Annotated in this window: 18 protein-coding genes; 4 read left to right on the top strand and 14 right to left on the bottom strand. The window is 33.1% G+C overall.

Features of this window, described 5'->3' with window-relative positions; all coding sequences use genetic code 11:
• The 7 genes from NFR82_RS06370 to NFR82_RS06340 form a co-directional block, all read right to left on the bottom strand.
• Nucleotides 1–626: M16 family metallopeptidase (locus NFR82_RS06370; RefSeq protein WP_251717457.1), on the bottom strand; the 626-nt coding region annotated here is incomplete at its 3' end.
• Complete coding sequence (locus NFR82_RS06365; RefSeq protein WP_251717456.1) at nt 623–1,846, bottom strand: M16 family metallopeptidase; 1,224 nt, start codon at nt 1,844–1,846, stop codon at nt 623–625. The genes NFR82_RS06365 and NFR82_RS06370, both read right to left, overlap by 4 nt.
• Nucleotides 1,836–4,292: a DNA translocase FtsK gene (locus NFR82_RS06360; RefSeq protein WP_251717455.1), complete on the bottom strand. Its 2,457-nt coding sequence runs from the start codon at nt 4,290–4,292 to the stop codon at nt 1,836–1,838. The genes NFR82_RS06365 and NFR82_RS06360 overlap by 11 nt, the downstream gene beginning before the upstream one ends.
• Nucleotides 4,293–4,311: 19 nt before the next feature.
• Nucleotides 4,312–4,704 carry a DUF1149 family protein gene (locus NFR82_RS06355; RefSeq protein ID WP_251717454.1) on the bottom strand — a complete coding sequence of 131 codons (393 nt, stop codon included), beginning with the start codon at nt 4,702–4,704 and terminating at the stop codon, nt 4,312–4,314.
• Nucleotides 4,705–5,262 (bottom strand): tRNA (cytidine(34)-2'-O)-methyltransferase, encoded by a 558-nt coding sequence (locus NFR82_RS06350; RefSeq protein WP_251717453.1) that lies wholly within the window; start codon nt 5,260–5,262, stop codon nt 4,705–4,707.
• Between the two features lie 49 nt (nt 5,263–5,311).
• Nucleotides 5,312–6,508: an AI-2E family transporter gene (locus NFR82_RS06345; protein ID WP_251717452.1), complete on the bottom strand. Its 1,197-nt coding sequence runs from the start codon at nt 6,506–6,508 to the stop codon at nt 5,312–5,314.
• 14 nt (nt 6,509–6,522) lie between these two features.
• Nucleotides 6,523–6,903 (bottom strand): PTS glucitol/sorbitol transporter subunit IIA, encoded by a 381-nt coding sequence (locus NFR82_RS06340; protein WP_251717451.1) that lies wholly within the window; start codon nt 6,901–6,903, stop codon nt 6,523–6,525.
• A gap of 144 nt (nt 6,904–7,047) precedes the next feature.
• Between NFR82_RS06340 and NFR82_RS06335 the strand changes: the two genes are divergently transcribed.
• Together NFR82_RS06335 and NFR82_RS06330 are read left to right on the top strand one after the other, a co-directional pair.
• Nucleotides 7,048–8,082 carry a lactonase family protein gene (locus NFR82_RS06335; protein WP_251717450.1) on the top strand — a complete coding sequence of 345 codons (1,035 nt, stop codon included), beginning with the start codon at nt 7,048–7,050 and terminating at the stop codon, nt 8,080–8,082.
• 88 nt (nt 8,083–8,170) lie between these two features.
• Nucleotides 8,171–8,857 carry a TVP38/TMEM64 family protein gene (locus NFR82_RS06330; protein ID WP_251717449.1) on the top strand — a complete coding sequence of 229 codons (687 nt, stop codon included), beginning with the start codon at nt 8,171–8,173 and terminating at the stop codon, nt 8,855–8,857.
• Between the two features lie 145 nt (nt 8,858–9,002).
• On the opposite strand, the gene NFR82_RS06325 is transcribed toward NFR82_RS06330, so the two are convergent.
• The 4 genes from NFR82_RS06325 to yjbM form a co-directional block, all read right to left on the bottom strand.
• Nucleotides 9,003–10,778: an oleate hydratase gene (locus NFR82_RS06325; RefSeq protein WP_251717448.1), complete on the bottom strand. Its 1,776-nt coding sequence runs from the start codon at nt 10,776–10,778 to the stop codon at nt 9,003–9,005.
• A 126-nt stretch (nt 10,779–10,904) separates the two neighbouring features.
• The gene (locus NFR82_RS06320) at nt 10,905–11,795 is read right to left on the bottom strand and encodes an RluA family pseudouridine synthase (protein WP_251717447.1); all 891 of its coding nucleotides are present in this window, start codon (nt 11,793–11,795) and stop codon (nt 10,905–10,907) included.
• The gene (locus NFR82_RS06315) at nt 11,792–12,589 is read right to left on the bottom strand and encodes an NAD kinase (RefSeq protein WP_251717446.1); all 798 of its coding nucleotides are present in this window, start codon (nt 12,587–12,589) and stop codon (nt 11,792–11,794) included. The genes NFR82_RS06320 and NFR82_RS06315 overlap by 4 nt, the downstream gene beginning before the upstream one ends.
• Nucleotides 12,586–13,218, bottom strand: a complete 633-nt coding sequence (gene yjbM / locus NFR82_RS06310; RefSeq protein WP_251717445.1) for a GTP diphosphokinase — start codon at nt 13,216–13,218, stop codon at nt 12,586–12,588. Before yjbM ends, NFR82_RS06315 begins: the two co-directional genes overlap by 4 nt.
• A 74-nt stretch (nt 13,219–13,292) precedes the next feature.
• Here yjbM and NFR82_RS06305 point away from each other — a divergent pair, with 74 nt between their 5' ends.
• The gene (locus NFR82_RS06305; protein ID WP_251717444.1) at nt 13,293–13,922 is read left to right on the top strand and encodes a CYTH domain-containing protein; all 630 of its coding nucleotides are present in this window, start codon (nt 13,293–13,295) and stop codon (nt 13,920–13,922) included.
• A gap of 102 nt (nt 13,923–14,024) precedes the next feature.
• Nucleotides 14,025–14,654 (top strand): DsbA family protein, encoded by a 630-nt coding sequence (locus NFR82_RS06300; RefSeq protein WP_251717443.1) that lies wholly within the window; start codon nt 14,025–14,027, stop codon nt 14,652–14,654.
• Here NFR82_RS06300 and NFR82_RS06295 read toward each other — a convergent pair.
• From NFR82_RS06295 to spx, 3 genes are all read right to left on the bottom strand, one after another.
• The gene (locus NFR82_RS06295) at nt 14,646–15,500 is read right to left on the bottom strand and encodes a competence protein CoiA (RefSeq protein WP_251717442.1); all 855 of its coding nucleotides are present in this window, start codon (nt 15,498–15,500) and stop codon (nt 14,646–14,648) included. The genes NFR82_RS06300 and NFR82_RS06295 overlap by 9 nt on opposite strands.
• 82 nt (nt 15,501–15,582) lie before the next feature.
• Nucleotides 15,583–16,326 carry an adaptor protein MecA gene (locus tag NFR82_RS06290; RefSeq protein ID WP_251717441.1) on the bottom strand — a complete coding sequence of 248 codons (744 nt, stop codon included), beginning with the start codon at nt 16,324–16,326 and terminating at the stop codon, nt 15,583–15,585.
• A 111-nt stretch (nt 16,327–16,437) separates the two neighbouring features.
• Nucleotides 16,438–16,833, bottom strand: coding sequence for a transcriptional regulator Spx (gene spx, locus NFR82_RS06285; RefSeq protein ID WP_251717440.1), 396 nt, complete (start codon nt 16,831–16,833; stop codon nt 16,438–16,440).
• Between the last annotated feature and the right edge of the window lie 110 nt (nt 16,834–16,943).

Below are 16,943 nucleotides of genomic sequence, written 5' to 3'. Positions count from 1 at the left end.
TATTTTGATTGTAATTTGTCAACTTGCTTAAAGATATCTTCAATTTCCTCGTCAGAAAAATCACCTGTAGCAATAAATTTCATATTAGGCGCAATATATTTTTTCTTATATATTCTAATTAGTTCTGCTTTAGTCATTTCATCAATTGAAGATTTAGTACCAGCAACATCAATCCCCAAATTAGTATCACCAAACATTTGAATCATCAAAGCATTATTTATTTCCCAATTCGGTTCATCTTGATACATGGCCAGCTCTTGTTGAATGATTGGCTTTTCCTGATTTACATTTTTTTCAGTAAAATATGGTTTTCCAACAAGTTCAAAGAGTAAATCAATTAACTTTTTTGTATGATTGATACCGCTACAATAATACATTGTTTCATTGAAAGAAGTATATGCATTAACATCTGCACCTAATTCTTCAAACTTATGAGCAATATCTCCATCTTCTTTAGCAAATAATTTATGTTCTAAAAAATGAGCAGATCCTGGTAATTTTTGCTGATCACTGCTTCCAAAGTCAATAATAATGCCAAAAAATTTCTGCTTAAAACTTTTTCTTAATAAAATATTCGCTTCAAATTCAGATGAATAATTTTTTTTAATAATTTGAGGTCTAATCATTTTAAAACATAACTTTCATTTAAATATAAATTCTTGGCGAACGATTCAATTTGTTCAGGACCAATTGCCTTAATAGCAGCCAAACGATCAAATTCCCGATATTTAGCAAATAAATGCTCTCTTAAAAGCTGTGCCAAAATCCAACTTTCCCGATCTCGGTTAACAGTTTCAACATTTATAAGACTCCTTTTGGCTAATTGTAATAATTCAAGATTAATTTCTCCATCCGCTACTTTTTGCAACTCGTTATTAATTACTCTCTGAACTTTTTCACTCATTGCGGGCTCTATTCCAGCATTAATCAAGAATAAACTATTATTAGCATAATTATCAGCAGAAACTGAGTAAGCCGCACCTAGTTCTTCTCGAACTTTTCTAAACAGAATTGATGACTGATCACCTGCTAAATATTCTGCTAACACTAATCCACATATTTGATCTTCAAAACTAATTTTTATATTTTGATTATATGCATAACCCAGCATTAACTGAGCTTGAAGATTATGGTGATCATCTACCTTGCTTATTTCACGTTTTTTAGCAGAAATTGCAATACCATCAACCCCAAATTTTTTCATTAGACCAGCATGTTTAAAACCAGACTTAATAATATTCTCAAGTTGCCTATTATCTTCGGCCATCCCAATTATTGAAAGTGGAACATCTCGCAAATTCTTGTAGAAATTAGTTAATGAACTTGAAGTGGATCTTTTAATTTCCTCAATTGATCCAATGAAGCTATCACTAAAATCCGGGTCATCTTGATACCATATTTTAAAGAACTTATCAAAAGCAAAAGTAGCGGGTCGCTTCATTATTTCATCATATTCTGAAATCAATTGCTCTTTGGAAAGCTCAATTAGTTTATCGTTAAAGCTTGGATGAAGAATAACTTTTTCCAGAATCGAAATAACTTTTTTATAATTATAATCTGGGTCTAAAAGTTCTGTTGGCTCAACAAAATTAGCGATATATGACAATACAATTTCTTTACCAAATAATTGTGGAACTACTTCAAATTGGATATCATATAAATTTTTAAAAGCTGTCTCTTGACTACTAATTCTTGGAAAAAACAAACTTGCATTCATTTGCATTTTAGCTAGTAAACTTGCATAGGCCAAATTGTGCTTAGTCAAAGGGAAACGCAAAAAACAGCCAAGATTGGCTGTTGTAAACTTTTCATTCTTTTCAATTGCTACATTTATATTAAGCATCATTTTCTTCCTTTTCTGGAGGCAATAGTACTTGCCGTGGTTTAGATCCTTCAGATGGACCAACAATTCCTTTTGCTTCCATTTCATCTACTATTCTGGCAGCTCGATTATAACCAATTCTAAATCTTCTCTGTAGCATAGAAACGCTGGCAGATTGCTGTTTTCTAACTAAGCTAACGGCTTGATTATAAAATTCATCTTCAGGTTCGTCATCATTTTCTGATGATTTTGAGCTACCTTTTTGTGGGATCATATTTTCATCATATTCAGCTTCTTGCTGTTGTTTTACCCAGGAAATAACTTTTTCAACTTCATCAGAAGCAATATAAGCTCCTTGAATACGTTCAGGTTTAGATGCACCAATTGGCATGTAGAGCATATCACCACGTCCCAAAAGCTTTTCTGCACCAGTTTGGTCAAGAATAGTTCTTGAGTCGACACCACTAGAAACTGCAAATGAAATTCTTGATGGCACATTTGCCTTAATCAAACCAGTAATAACATCTACACTCGGTCTTTGTGTTGCTAAAATCATATGGATCCCAGCTGCACGAGCCATTTGCCCTAAACGAACAATTGCACCTTCAACATCATGCCCACCAACCATCATTAAATCACTAAGTTCATCAACAACTACAACAATAGTCGGTAAGGTTTCCATTGCAGGTTTTTCTTTATCCTGATTATTTTCGAAAACTTTTTTATTATATTCGGCCATATTACGAGCACCGCCTGCAGCAAAAAGCTTATAACGACGCTCCATTTCTTTAACTACTTTATGTAATGCATTTGCGGCCAATTTTGCATCTGTTACCACTGGAATTAAAAGATGTGGTACTCCACCATAAACTGATAATTCCACCATTTTTGGATCAATCAATACCAATTTAACTTCTTCAGGCTTAGCCTTCATCAAAATACTTGTTAAAATCGTATTAATGGCCACTGACTTACCTGAACCAGTAGAACCAGCAATCAATAAGTGGGGCATTTTAGCCAAATTAGCAGAAATTATTTGGCCAGAAACATCTTTTCCAAGTGGAACTACTAAAGGATCTTTTTTGGCTTTTGCATCCTGATGTTCCATCACATCTTTAAAGGATACCATGGAGGTAGTTCGATTTGGAACCTCTATTCCAATATATGGTTTTCCCGGAATAGGTGCTTCAATTCTGATATCTTTTGCAGCTAGTGCTAAAGCAAGATCATCAGCTAAATTTACAATTCGGCTAACCTTAACTCCTACGGCAGGTTGAACTTCATATCTAGTAATTGTTGGACCTAAAATTGCCTTTTTAATAATAACTTTGACTCCAAAACTCTTAAACGTAGATTGTAAAGTTTGCGTATTTTTTTGAATTAATTCTTTATCGCTACTTTGATCAGTAGTTTTTATTGGGTCAAGAAGTGTCAACGGCGGTTTCTTATAGGTTGGATTGACCTTAGGAGTTTTTAGTTCGCCATGATCAACATTTTCTAGTTCTTGTTTTAACTTACGGTCTTCATCTTCGTAAGAGTGTGACTTTGGTAAACTATCTGACTCAGCCGGACTTTTACCAGATTGAGGTGCAATTTGAATTTGAGGTTCGGGAGCATTATCGAAAAATGGATCACTCTCTTCAGGATCTTCTTTTACTGGCTCCGGTGTAACAACTTCAGGCATTGTATCTTCTAATTCTTCTACAGAATCTGATTTTTCAGCTGGTTTTTCTTTTCCTTTAAAGTCAATAACACTCGGGAAAATATGCTTTCTTCTTTCAGTACTTTCTGCAGGATTAGAGATACTTTCTAATTTTCTTTCCTGCTGTTTTTCTTTGATTTCACCGTATTTGTCCTTAAGTTTACTACCTGCTTCTTTATTCTTATTTACGAAGCCTTGACCAATAAATTGGAGTTTATTTACTACTGTACGATATTTCACATCGAAAAACATCAAAAGACCAATTGGAATCAATAAAACTGCAAATATATCAATCCCAATCTTTCCTAAAAGTGGGTAAAGTATTTGAAAGCCAATTGCTCCAATTAGTCCTCCACCTACAGATACTGTGACACTGGCACGACCAAATTCACCAACTATTTCATGCCAAAAAGCATTCATAAAAGCACTATTAACCAGTTCATGAGAGTAATAAATTTGACTTTGAATCAACAAAATTCCAAAAAATAATAGAATCAAGCCAAAAATTCTCTTAATTTTCAGATGCGCCGGTTGATTATAAATTACCATTACCAGTCCAAAAATAATTAAAAGCGCACTTGCAAGTATATAAGAGTCGCCAAAGAATACCCTAATCAGATTGGCAATTTGTTTACCTAATGCTCCAACCCTAGTAATAGCAAAAACTGCTAAAATTATCTGAATAATTCCGGCAGTTACCCAATATAAATCTTGTTCTTTTTGCTTTTTACTTTTTTTGGACACTTTCTTTTTACTTTTTTTAGGCATATACCATCACCTAATAAATTTAAAAGTTAGCTTCAAAATTCAAGTTAACTGGCTGATCCAATGTAACTTGAGTAACTTCATATGTTAAAGTTTCAATGTATTCTACTAGTGGTCTACTCAAAAGTTTGTAATCACTATTATCTAGATCTTGACCATCTCCATAGTAATCCTTCAATTTAACAATTTGACTGATTTGACCACTAACGGTGAATTCACCTGGACTTGGAGCTACTTCAAAGACAACTGAAACTTCAAAGTAACTTCCGCCTTCACCTTCATCAGTTGTACCGTCTTCATTTTGACGAGCTGCTTTTCTAAAAGCAACATTCACTTCATTTTTAACTTGTAATTCTTCATTTAAATCATAGTGAAAAGCTCTTACCATGACTGGAGTTAGTTTTTCAAAGTCCATTTATTCTCCTCCTAAATTTCGTTCGTATCGTCCAGGACGATTATAATCGTCCTTTAACTTATCATTTTCATAGTGATGACTTGTTTCCATATTTGGAAAACCTTGCTGACGTAATGCTTCTAGCAATACCATTGCCACTGAATTTGACAAATTATAACAACGAATATCATCAGACATTGGAATCCGCAAGTTGCGGTCATAATATTCTCTCATAAATGTTTCAGGTAATCCTGTTGTTTCTTTACCGAATACGAAATAATAGTCCCTATTTGTATCAGTATAATCAATATCAGTATAGTTCTTCGATGAGAATTTAGAAATTAAATACATTTCATCGGTTGGCTTTAAAGTCTTTAAAAAGGAATTTAAATCATCATGCTTTCTAATATCAACTTTATCCCAATAGTCCAATCCTGCACGTTTCATTTTTTTATTATCAATTTGAAAACCTAATGGTTCAATTAAGTCAAGTACAGTATGTGTACCCGCACAAGTTCTAGCAATATTACCTGTATTTGCAGGCATCAATGGTTCATATAAAACTACGTGATTAGTCATAAAGTCTCCCTTGTTAGTAAAAAAGCGCGGTTTAACTTAAACCACGTTTTTATTTATTTGTATTTAACATTTTATCACTATTTTCAGATGTTTTTTTCGAAATTGTGTTCTCATCGTTAAAAACATCTGACACTTGACGATAATAATTATAAACTCGAGAAACTATTATCTTTAAGCAAGCATATAGCGGAATTCCAAATACAACGCCCCAAAGTCCCCAAACAGCACTTGCACCAATTAAAAGCAAGATTGTTGTAATCGGGTGCATTGCCAACTTATTGCCCATTACTAATGGACTAATTAATCTTCCTTCCAAAGTTTGCTCAATTGCAAAAACAATTAAAACTTTTATAAGCATTGGTACTGATGTCATAATTCCGATTACAACAACTGGAATAAAGGCAATAAAAGTACCAAAGTATGGAATTAAATTCAATACTGCGGCTAAAATCGCTAAGGCATATCCATACGGTAAACCAATTACGCTATATCCTATTGAAAAGATAACTCCAACCCAAAAAGCAACGATTAATTGGCCTCTAACATAAGCAGCAACCGCACTATTAATGTCATGAAGAAGATCACTAAGCCCACTTTGCCAGCGTTGTGGAGCAAATTTAGTAATAAATGGTCGCAATTGATGACCGTCTTTTAACATAAAGAATAATATAAATGGAGCGGTCATCAATGTCATTCCAACCATAGTAATAATACTTACTGCAGATGAAATATTTCCAATTGTAGTATTAATCGTATCTTTACTTGATTTAAAGAGTGTCTTTTGCGCATCTCCCAGCATATTATCTATATTACCGCGTACACTTTGAAGGCGCGGATCGTTTAAAGCCTTTTGTGTTGTCTTAACCGCATCATTCCAAATATGAGGCCAATTTTCAATCAAAGCATTGATCTGATTTTGGACAATCGGAATAATCGTATTAATAATCCAAATCAAAATTACAACTACAAAAATAAAGAGTAATGTAATTGTCAACACTCTTGGCACTTTAAACCTTTTTTCAAGCCAGTCAACTACTGGATTCATAATATAAAATTGAATCCCAGCTAAGATAATTGGAGGTAAGATTGCGCTAATAAATACCCACGCTGGATTCAAGACAAAAGAAATCTTGTTGAACACCCAAATAATTAGGAAAAACAACAAGAGATTAAATAATATTACACTAAATCGATTATTCAAGAACCACTTATCAAATAAAGTGGCTTTACGTTTTTTATTTTCCATTAAGTTCCTTAAATTTAAATATGCTCATAAATAATATCATCACTAACTTTAAAATTAGGTAATACTTGTTCAATATCCGGATCAAAGTAAATGGCATTAGCCAAAGGAGCCTTAGGTACAGGGCGGTTGAAGAATAAAGTTGCATGTCCCAAAGCTTTCATGTTACTTTCAACCATTGGGCCTACATAGTTAGCTACATAAGTTTGACCATCAACAGTCAAAGTATCACCTTTTTTAAAGACAAAAGTTTTAACTGGACTATCTGCATCAAATTTTTGAATTATTGATACGTCAGCCAATTCTTTACTCACACCTTCGCCAAATAAGATTACCATACCATCTTCAGAATCAACAGCTTTTTTTCCGATTTTTTCAATATTTGAAATCCATTTCATAATTTTCCAACTCCTTACTGTGAACTACGATAATTTTAGCATAAGATAAAGCGCTTAACTAATTTGGAGCCCTTAAACTATTTGTTTTTTCCCGTAAGTGTTTTTGTTTTATAATAAGTAGATAATTATTAAACGGAGGTACATATGGAAGTATTAATTGGTGGCTATACAAAATCCGTTTCAAGGGGTATCTATAGCTTAAATCTTGTCGAAGAGAATCAAACTGAACACTTAGCGGAAGCAAAAAATATTATTCAAGTCTCTGGACCAACTTATTTTCAGATTACTAAAGATTTACTGTTTACAATTGATAAAGTTAGTGACAAAGAAGGTGGAATTAGCTCCTTTAAACTTGAAAATGGTAAATATAAAAAAATAGATAGTTATGTAAGTCCAGGATCTTCACCTGCATATATTGGAATTAACCGCATTAAGCATTTACTATATACTGCTAACTACCATACTGGTGTAATCGCAGTATTTTCGTATACTGAAGAAGGTAAAATTTCATTGCTTGATTCCGTCACTCATATTGCAAAAACTTTAGGACCCCGCCCAGAACAAGTTGATGGACCTCACCCTCACTTCTTTGATGAAACTCCAGCTGGAAACTTAGTTTGCTGTGACTTAGGTAATGATACTATAGATTTTTATCGCTTAAATCAAAAAAATAAACTTGAACACTTAGCAAGTTACAAAAATGAACCTGGTTTTGGCGATCGCCACATTGTCTTTTCTAAAGATGGAAATTACTTTTATGTAGCCGGAGAATTATCAAGCAAAATCAATGTTGTTAAATTCAATGAAGATAGTTGGAAATTTGAGGATATTGCAACTTATTCAACTATTCCAGAAGATTGGACAAGCCACAATGGTGCCGCAGCAATTAAAATTAGCAATGATGGTAAATTCATCTATGTTTCAAACCGTGGAAATGACTCAATTGTTGTATTTGCTGTTAATACTGATCATACTTTATCACTTGTTCAAAGAATATCTACCTTTGGTGAATTTCCACGTGATTTTAATTGGAATGACGATGAAACGTTAGTCGTTGCGGCAAATCAAAATTCAAACAATGCTACTTTATATACTCGAAATGCTAAAGAGGGTTCTTTAACTCCAATTCAAAAAGAAATTGCAGTACCAGAAGGTACAAGAGTAGTTTTTAGGGCTTAATATTTTTATCAAAGGGAGTATGGCTAGTAGCCATACTTTTTTTCTTAGAGTAAAATGATTATATAACACAATTAAAAAAGGAGGCCCTATGAAAAGAATTACTCGAATATTATTGTTCATCTTAGGAATAATAATCGGTCTTCTAGTTCTTTATCATTTATATTTAAGCTTTTTACCCGAGATAAAATTATTAATTCATTTTGACCCACATAATGAAAAAATTTTAGTGGAGATGGTTCGAAGTCATGGCTTAGAAGATTTGATTTTCTTGTTTGCCCTTAATACAATTGCTGTTGCAATTCCAGGTCTTTCAAATGGTATTTCTAGCGTTTTAAACGGAATTTTATATGGACCTACCCTCGGATTTATCGTTAACTGGATCAGTGGTATTTTAGGTCAAATAATTTTACTTTTTGGTTTGCAAAAATTATATAATCCAAAAAGGTTTGAACATAGTAAAATCTATAAACTAATTATGGATCAGAAATATCATCAACTTGGTTTAACTGCCGGCTATATGCTGCCGTTCATCCCTAGTGCTACTGTAGCCTACATAAATGACTTAGTTAACAAACCTTTTAAGAAAAGAATAATTCCAATTACTATCGGTGTTATTCCCATGGCGTTTTTATATGCTTACGGTGGTGACTCGATTTTACATTTCAATCTCAAAAGAATCTTCGCTTCAGTCGCAGGTTTCCTTGTTATTGCAATAATTGCAATCTTGGCACTGATTGTTCTACATAAGATTAAAAAGCACGTAAAAAAGATTTAGGAAAATTCCTAAATCTTTTTTATTTTTCTTCGTAAACTTTGAATTCATGATTAAAATTAAAAGTCTTTCTTTGATCAGTTGAAATTAAAACAATCTTTTCATAAGGCTTATCATAACCAAAATAATTCAGGCTTTTTAAGCAGTTTTATAACAAGTTTGCTTCTTTCAATAATTGAGCAACCCAAGTTCGTTTAATCTTCTTCATTCCAGCTTTAACAGCCAATTTTTCAGGAAGTGACATTTCTTGATCGACTAGCTTCTTCTTATCTGACATGTAATACATTGCTCTTAATAATTGGCGAAGATCAAAAATTGAATCAAAGACTTCAGGAACACCGCGATCAACATTGAGTAAAGTATATACAGCCTCCATAGCCGTTCTAACTGAATACTCAGTTGTAAAGACAGTATCACGTGTTGGACTTTCGGCGAAGTTTCCAATAAAGGCTAAGTTTTCTGATCCCTTTGGTACAACCGCTGGACGATCACCATCACGACGAACCATGAAGTAACTAGTGATATATGGCATATAAACAGGTACAGTGTTCATATTTTCCTCGCTAGCATCTTCAGAGATTTCATCCATTGGTACACCAAGGTGATACAAAAGTTCTTCACAAATTTCTTTACCAGTACATTCAGTAACCTTCTTATGGATGTAATTACCTTCTGTATCTGAGTAGAGTGCATAGATCCAAATAACAATTTCATTTGGCTTTTGACTCTTAAAGTGTGGCTGACGGTGAATAGTAAAGCTTAATCCCCAATTTGAATCAGTTACTGTAATAATTCCACCAGTATTTACACGTCCATCATAAAGACTTCGCTTAGTAAGCTTTTCAAAATATGGTGCAAGTTTTTTAGTTTTCATGGTTGTAGTGGCTGAAACAAACCAACTACGTTCTGGAATATTCTCACAGAAAACATCTGGATGACCAAAATCTGGATCTTGCTTGGCCATATTTTCCCATAATTTCCAAGAACTACCTTTTGCATGAGTAATTGGAGCAGGAGTATTTTGATCACCATAAGTAGATGATTCAGTGATTGAACCATTAGTGACAAAAACAAGATCATCTTTAGTTAAATCGATATCGCTTTGTTTACCATCTTTAGTCATCACAATCTTTCTAGCAATTTTCTTTTTACCATCATGATCTACTAAAATATTATCAATGTGTACATTATATTGGATATCGACATGATGATCATTTAAGTAAGCTAAAACTGGTTTAACCATTGATTCATATTGATTGTATTTATTAAATTTAAGTGCTGTAAAGTCAGGTAAACCATCAATATGATGAATAAATCTCATACAGTACCGACGCATTTCAGCAAGTGAATGCCACTTTTCAAAGGCAAACATAGTACTCCAATAGATCCAGAAATTAGTTTCAAAGAAATCTTCACTAAAGAAATCTTCGATTGTTTGTCCCTCAATTTCACTTTCTGGAGTCATAACTAATTTAACAATTTCATTTGCACATTTACCTAAACCGTATTGGCCATCAGTTGGCAAACGTTTACCGCGATCATGAATCAAACGACAATTTGATGAATTAGGATCTTCTTTATCTAACCAGTAATATTCATCTAGATATGAGGCTCCTGGAACTTCCAAACTTGGAATTGACCGATACATATCCCAGAGACATTCGAAGTGGTTTTCCATTTCACGTCCACCACGAACTACAAATCCAGCATCGGGACGATCAGTTCCATCAAGTGAACCACCAGCCACTGACAATTCCTCCAAGATATGAATTTTCTCACCCTTCATTTTTGCATCACGAATTAAGAAAACTGCACTAGCAAGTCCAGCCAAGCCACTACCAATAATATATGCAGACTTATGATCTACACCTTCGGCCTTTTTAGTATCTGCAAAAGCCTCATAGTTACCATTTGAATAATACATAGTGATCCTCTTTTCTGTATAAGTAAAGTATTAAGATCTTCTATTGTCTATTGTAGTAAAAGCGGTTTCAATTATCAATTAATTCAATTGTCAATTAAGTATCAATTCTCTTATAAAAAGAGCAAGCTATTTACTTAGCTTGCTCCATAAATTAATCATATCTTTTGGATCTTCAATAGACAAAGTCTCATTTTCATTAGTAAATGGATCTGGAAAGCTTAAATAGTAGCAATTTAATGCCTGTCTATTGAACTTATCTTCTGCTCCGTATAATTTATCACCATATAAAACGTGGCCTAAGTAGGTCATATGAACTCTAATCTGATGCGTTCTACCCGTTAAAAGTCTTAACTCTACTAAACTTGCACCTGGAACTTGGTCTAAAACTTTATATTCAGTTTGAGATCTTTGACCTGAAGCTAGTACACAACGCTTAACACCTGTCCCCTCTTTTCCAATTGGTGCATCAATTAGGCCAATTAATTCATTTTCATTAAAGTTACCATGGACTATTGCGTGGTATTTTTTGATAAAATCATGCTTACTTAATTTACTAAAACGAGCATGTGCAACTGCATTTTTTCCAACTAACACTAGCCCTGAAGTATTTCGATCTAGGCGAGTAACGACGTGAGGTTTCAAGTCTAATTCGCCCTTTTGAGCAAAATAACCTAATGCCCTATTAACCACTGCATCGTCGTCCTCATACCTAGAAGGAATAGTTAATACACCAGCTGACTTATTAACAACCAGATAATTCTTATTTTCCAAAACAATATCCAGTTTATTATTAGATGGTTTAAGCCATGGATTTTTCTTTTCCTCCCCAGTTAAAAATATTACCTCATCCCCAATTGCTAATTTAAAACTAGTGTATCTTCTTTTATGATTAACAAAAATCTGACCGTTACTATTTTTTGATTTGGTTATCGCCTGTTTCGAGAAACCTTGATGTAACAAAAAAGATCCTAATTTTTTGGGATCCTTTTGCTTTACTACCATTTTAAATAATGTCATTCTTCTTGATCACCTATAAATGCTGTTTGTACTCTAGACCAAAAATGATGATGACCAAAACGATCGAATTGAATCGAGTGCTTAGAAATTCGATAAACAATCTTTTTTGCATTGCGCACATTTAATCTTTCACCATCAACAGTCATAACAAAATGATCTGTATTTGGAACTACCGTAATCCATTGATCTGGTGCAATTACAATCGGTGCAGCTAAAGTTCTAAATACACGATTATTAATTGAAGCAATTTCAGTCATTTGTAAAGCTTTTAAACGGGGATGAATAACTGCGCCACCTAGTGATTTACTATAAGCAGTTGAACCTGTGGGCGTTGAAACACATAGTCCATCACCTCTAAAGTTTTCAAATAATTGGTCATTAATATAAACTTTCGCTTCAAGCGTATGCGATACCCGTTTCACTGCTGATTCATTTAAGGCTAAATAATGCCTTTCTTCTCCTGACTCTGTAATCATCGTCACCTCAAGAAGAGGATACGTAGCTGATTCTGGTTTCCGCAAAATTAATGCATCAACCATTTTTTCAATATCATAACTTCGCCAATCAGTATAAAATCCTAGATGTCCGGTGTGTACACCGATAAATCTAATCGAATCGACTTGATGAATATATCGGTGAAAAGCATTAATTAAAGTTCCATCTCCACCAACAGTTATTACGACATCAGGATATTTTTCATCGTAAGTAACATTCTTTTTTTTAAGTATAGCCTTTAAATCAGCAACCACTTTAAGCGTTTCATCGTTATTGTTATGCGCAACTGCGATTCTCATGATTTTTCCTTGCCTTTATTTCTTGTAAAAATCTTCTGTGCTTCTTGCACTTCATCCTTAATTGAAGACATTTCCTCATCTAAGTGATATGCGGCTTCTGCAGTTGTCTTTAACCGTTCAGAAATATCTTCAGGATATTCACCCTGATATTTATAGTTAAGAGTATGTTCAACAGTAGCCCAAAAGTTCATTGCCATTGTGCGGATCTGAATTTCTGCAATTAATTTCTTGGCACCTTCTGGTAGATAGACTGTATAAGATATAACCATGTGATAAGAACGATAGCCCGATGGTTTTGCGTTTTTTATATAATCGCGCTCTTCCACAACTTCCATATCATCACGCTCATGGATTAAATCTACAACTTTATAAATATCATCAACAAACTGCGTAACAATTCTGATTCCTGCAATATCCTGCATATCTGTTTCAATAACATCAGGACTAATTACTCTTCTGGTCATCTTCTCTTTAATTGAATCCACTGTCTTTACTCGACCAATAACAAATTCAATTGGAGAATGTTCTCCATTAGCCAAAAAACTTTGTCTAAAAGAGCGAAATTTTATTTTTAATTCACGGACGGCCTCAGTATAAGGCCATAAGAAGTTATCCCAATCGATATTCATAAAAAAATCCCTTTCTCTATAAACCAAGTTGATTTTACCATATAATTAGATAAGAAAGATTGGAGTGACCTTAATTGTCAAAAAATCGTGAAATTGAAGCAAAAACATTGTTAAGTGAATCTGTCTATCAGAACATTTGCAAAGCATTTCCTGTCAAAAGTGATTTTAATCAAGAAAATTACTACTTTGATACGAAGGATTGGGAACTAAGAAGAAACAAAGTTGCTTTACGAATTAGAATTTATGATGATCGCGCTGAACAAACCATGAAAGTACCTGATAAAAACCCACTACAAGCTAATTTTCATGAAGTGATTGAAATAAATGACAAGTTAAGCAAAAAAAATGCTATAAATCTTGTTACAAATGCCCAAAATGGTGCTAGAATAACGGTAGGCAGTAACATTGACAAATACTTAGAAGATAATTTTCCAGGTATAGAAGGCAAGTTACGGCTTTTTGCTTGGAGTAAAACTAATCGTATTTTGTTGAATGGACCCGAAAATTGCGAATTAACTCTAGATACTACGGTATACCCTGACGGATACAAAGATTTTGAACTTGAAATCGAAAATACAAATCCGGAGCTAATCAACAAGATTCTCTTACAACTGGAACGCGATTTTTCTTTTAAACAAAATAATGAGAATACTAATAAAAATAAGATTTCGCGTGCTTTGAAACATCGTAAGCAATCAATTTAGTTGTAAAAACTTTTTTTGTACAGAAAACGAAACATATTCTTTGTTTCTTGATTTATTTCTTGTTAAAGTATCTATGAGATAAATGATATAGGAGTTAGAGTTATGTTTGAGATTTTTCTTTTTATCAATCCTACTGGTATCTATTGTTATGATATCGAAAAGAAGATTAATGACACAATTGAGCGATTACATATTGATGCACGATTCCAATTCGTGCCAATAACTAATATGAAAATTGTTAAGGATGATATCATTCGTCGTAGAAAATCAGAGCAAAAGACATCCGGAGTTTCATATTACACTTTGGCTGCCAATCAGGCTTTAGAAATTTACCATGCGATTAAACTATCAAATGGTAATAAAAAAGCCAGACAATTTCTATTCGAATTACAAAAGAAGATGAACATTGATAATTCATGTTTTTCAATTGAATTAGTTAAAGAAATTCTAGAAGGGCTGAGTTTAAACTTTGAATCAATCATTTCATTAAGTAAAACTGATTATGTTCAAAGTTCAATCAAGTTAGACCAAAAGTTAGCTGACGATTATCAAATTCAAAAAACACCAACTACTATCATCTTTAACGAAGATGACGATAGCGGTGTCTTATTAGAAGGTATAGTTAGTCAAGCTACTCTAGATACACTTTTAACCCCTAGTCTTAAAAAGACTGAAGCAGTTTCAAGTAACTTAAATGATTTCTTTACTAATAATAATTTACGATTAATTTAGTTCATCTAAATATTGCAGTAACTTATTTTTTTCTGTTGGCTTACGCCATTTTTCAAAAACTTGGTCAGGTATTTGATCAAGGGTTAAATGGTGTTTGTACAACTGCTCTGCAATTTTTAATCCTAAATTAGTCTTTTGTAAAATTTGTTTATGAATGTAAGTTTTTTGCTTTTTAGGTTTTAAAGTATATTTCTTTTTATAAGGTTTAAACTTCCATAACTTGCGAATTCCAACTTCATCTAATTTAAAAATTTTAGTTTGATATTTTAAATTCGAAGTCACAGGTTCAAGCATTATATTATACTTTAAACGAAGATATTCATGAAAAGGATCTATTTCAAGATAATAAAGACCCCACAACTGGTTTTCCCGAAAGAAAATCAGTTGTGTTTTTTTTAGCCTTTTTTTCAAATAATGTCTTTTACCTACAATCCATAAATCTAAAATTCCTGCATCTAAATATAATTTATGGCGATGCTGATACTCCTTGTCGCTTAATGGTGCACATTGAACCTCTAAGGACAATTTATCTGATACTAATACATCTGCTCGCAGTTGTCCTTCAAGCAATGGAACTTCCATTCTTGCATTAAATCCCGCTGCTGTAAAGGCAGACTTCAGAAGTGACTTACTTGTACGATGCTCATCTTTTTCACCTTGCAAGTTATCAATCTTTGTTACATGTTTAAAAAAAGCTTGCTTTTTTTCTGAAATAACTAATACGACTCTTTTTTGACAATGTGGACAAATGTACCTTTCCGAATTAATCTTTTTATTACCCAAATTAATAATCTGTTCTTCTTCAATTGCAAGGACTAATTTATTATTTAACATGGCTGCATACATTTTCTCACCCATGTTTAAATACGAAAAAAAAGCAGAAAAATTTCTGCTTTTTTCAAACTTTAAAAAGTCTTAAATATTATTTTTAAATTCTGTTTACATTGAGAAAGTAGTGGCGAATATTTCCTAAGGCATCTTGTCTAAAAATACAATCACCAATCTCCTTAATCATATTAATATGCTGATCTGAGATTTTTATCCCATATTCATTAGCAATCGCCCATGCATCATTAGGACTTAATTCAGAGTAATCTTCATTTAAAAATGCCAACTCTAAGAAATAACTTCCATTTTTATAATACAAACTTGAAGCAATATCAGCTGCTTGTAAATTATCTACAAGTTCAATCACTTCACTTAAATCATTAAAGAGATATGCACGATGATAGTTCTTATCATTTTTATCTGCTTCATCTTGAATTCTTGAAAGTCGATCATTTCTATTACCTAATTGAGTAAAGTTATCAGAGGCAGACTTCTCCTTTGAATCATCTAATAAATCATAAAATTCATCTGGTACATCATCAGCATGATTATTTTTTTCAGCCTTATCCCCCTGTAGTATCTTTTGAAGGCTACCAATGCCGCCGTCTTTAGACTTACTGATTAATAAATCTAAGCCACCATTATTGGGCATAACCTGAAAAGAAATCGGTTCATTTTGAGCAAAATCATGATCGCTATCAATTTCACTTAAAATCGAATAAAAGAAATCTTGGATTTTATTACGGTCACTTAACATATCTAAACCATCTATTCCACGTTCCTCAAGTTCATCTCGAGAAAGACGAACACGAATAGTGTTCTGATCAATGCGATTAATTTCCATATTTTCACCTCCATAAATTTCTTACTAACATAGTATACCAAAGTATTCTTAATTTTAAATAAAATAAAAGCGTTAGCTTGTGAACTAGCGCTTTTATCGACTTATTGTCTATTAAAATACCATCTTCTGTGCTTGTTCTAGCTCTAAACGACGAACCCTACGTGGCAAGAATCGACGAATTTCATCTTCATTATAACCAACTTGAAGTCGACGATCATCCATAATAATAGGTCTTCTTAATAAGCTAGGATTTTTTTCTACTAAATCAAGTAACCGATCAATTGATAAATCATCTAGACTTATCTTCAATTCTTGAAAAGCTCTTGAACGAGTTGAAATAATCTCTTCAGTACCGTTTTCTGTCATACGAAGAATTTGTAAAATTTCTTCTTTTGTCAAAGGTTCGGACATGATATTTCTTTCTTTATATTCAATACCATGTTTTTCAAGCCAAGCTTTTGCCTTGCGGCATGAGGTACAGCTAGGAGACACGTATAAATCTACCATATAATCACGCTCCTCTAAAATAAACAATAAAACTTTCAACTGAATAAGTATACCATGCCCACTATCAAAATATTTATAAGTAACTCTGCTATACATCTTAAGTTGATACC

The organism is Lactobacillus agrestimuris (assembly GCF_943193025.1).
In the GTDB taxonomy this organism is placed as follows: Bacteria; Bacillota; Bacilli; order Lactobacillales; family Lactobacillaceae; genus Lactobacillus; species Lactobacillus agrestimuris.
The sequence above is the reverse complement of the archived record's forward strand: the minus strand, read 5'-3'. Positions and strand labels throughout refer to the sequence as shown.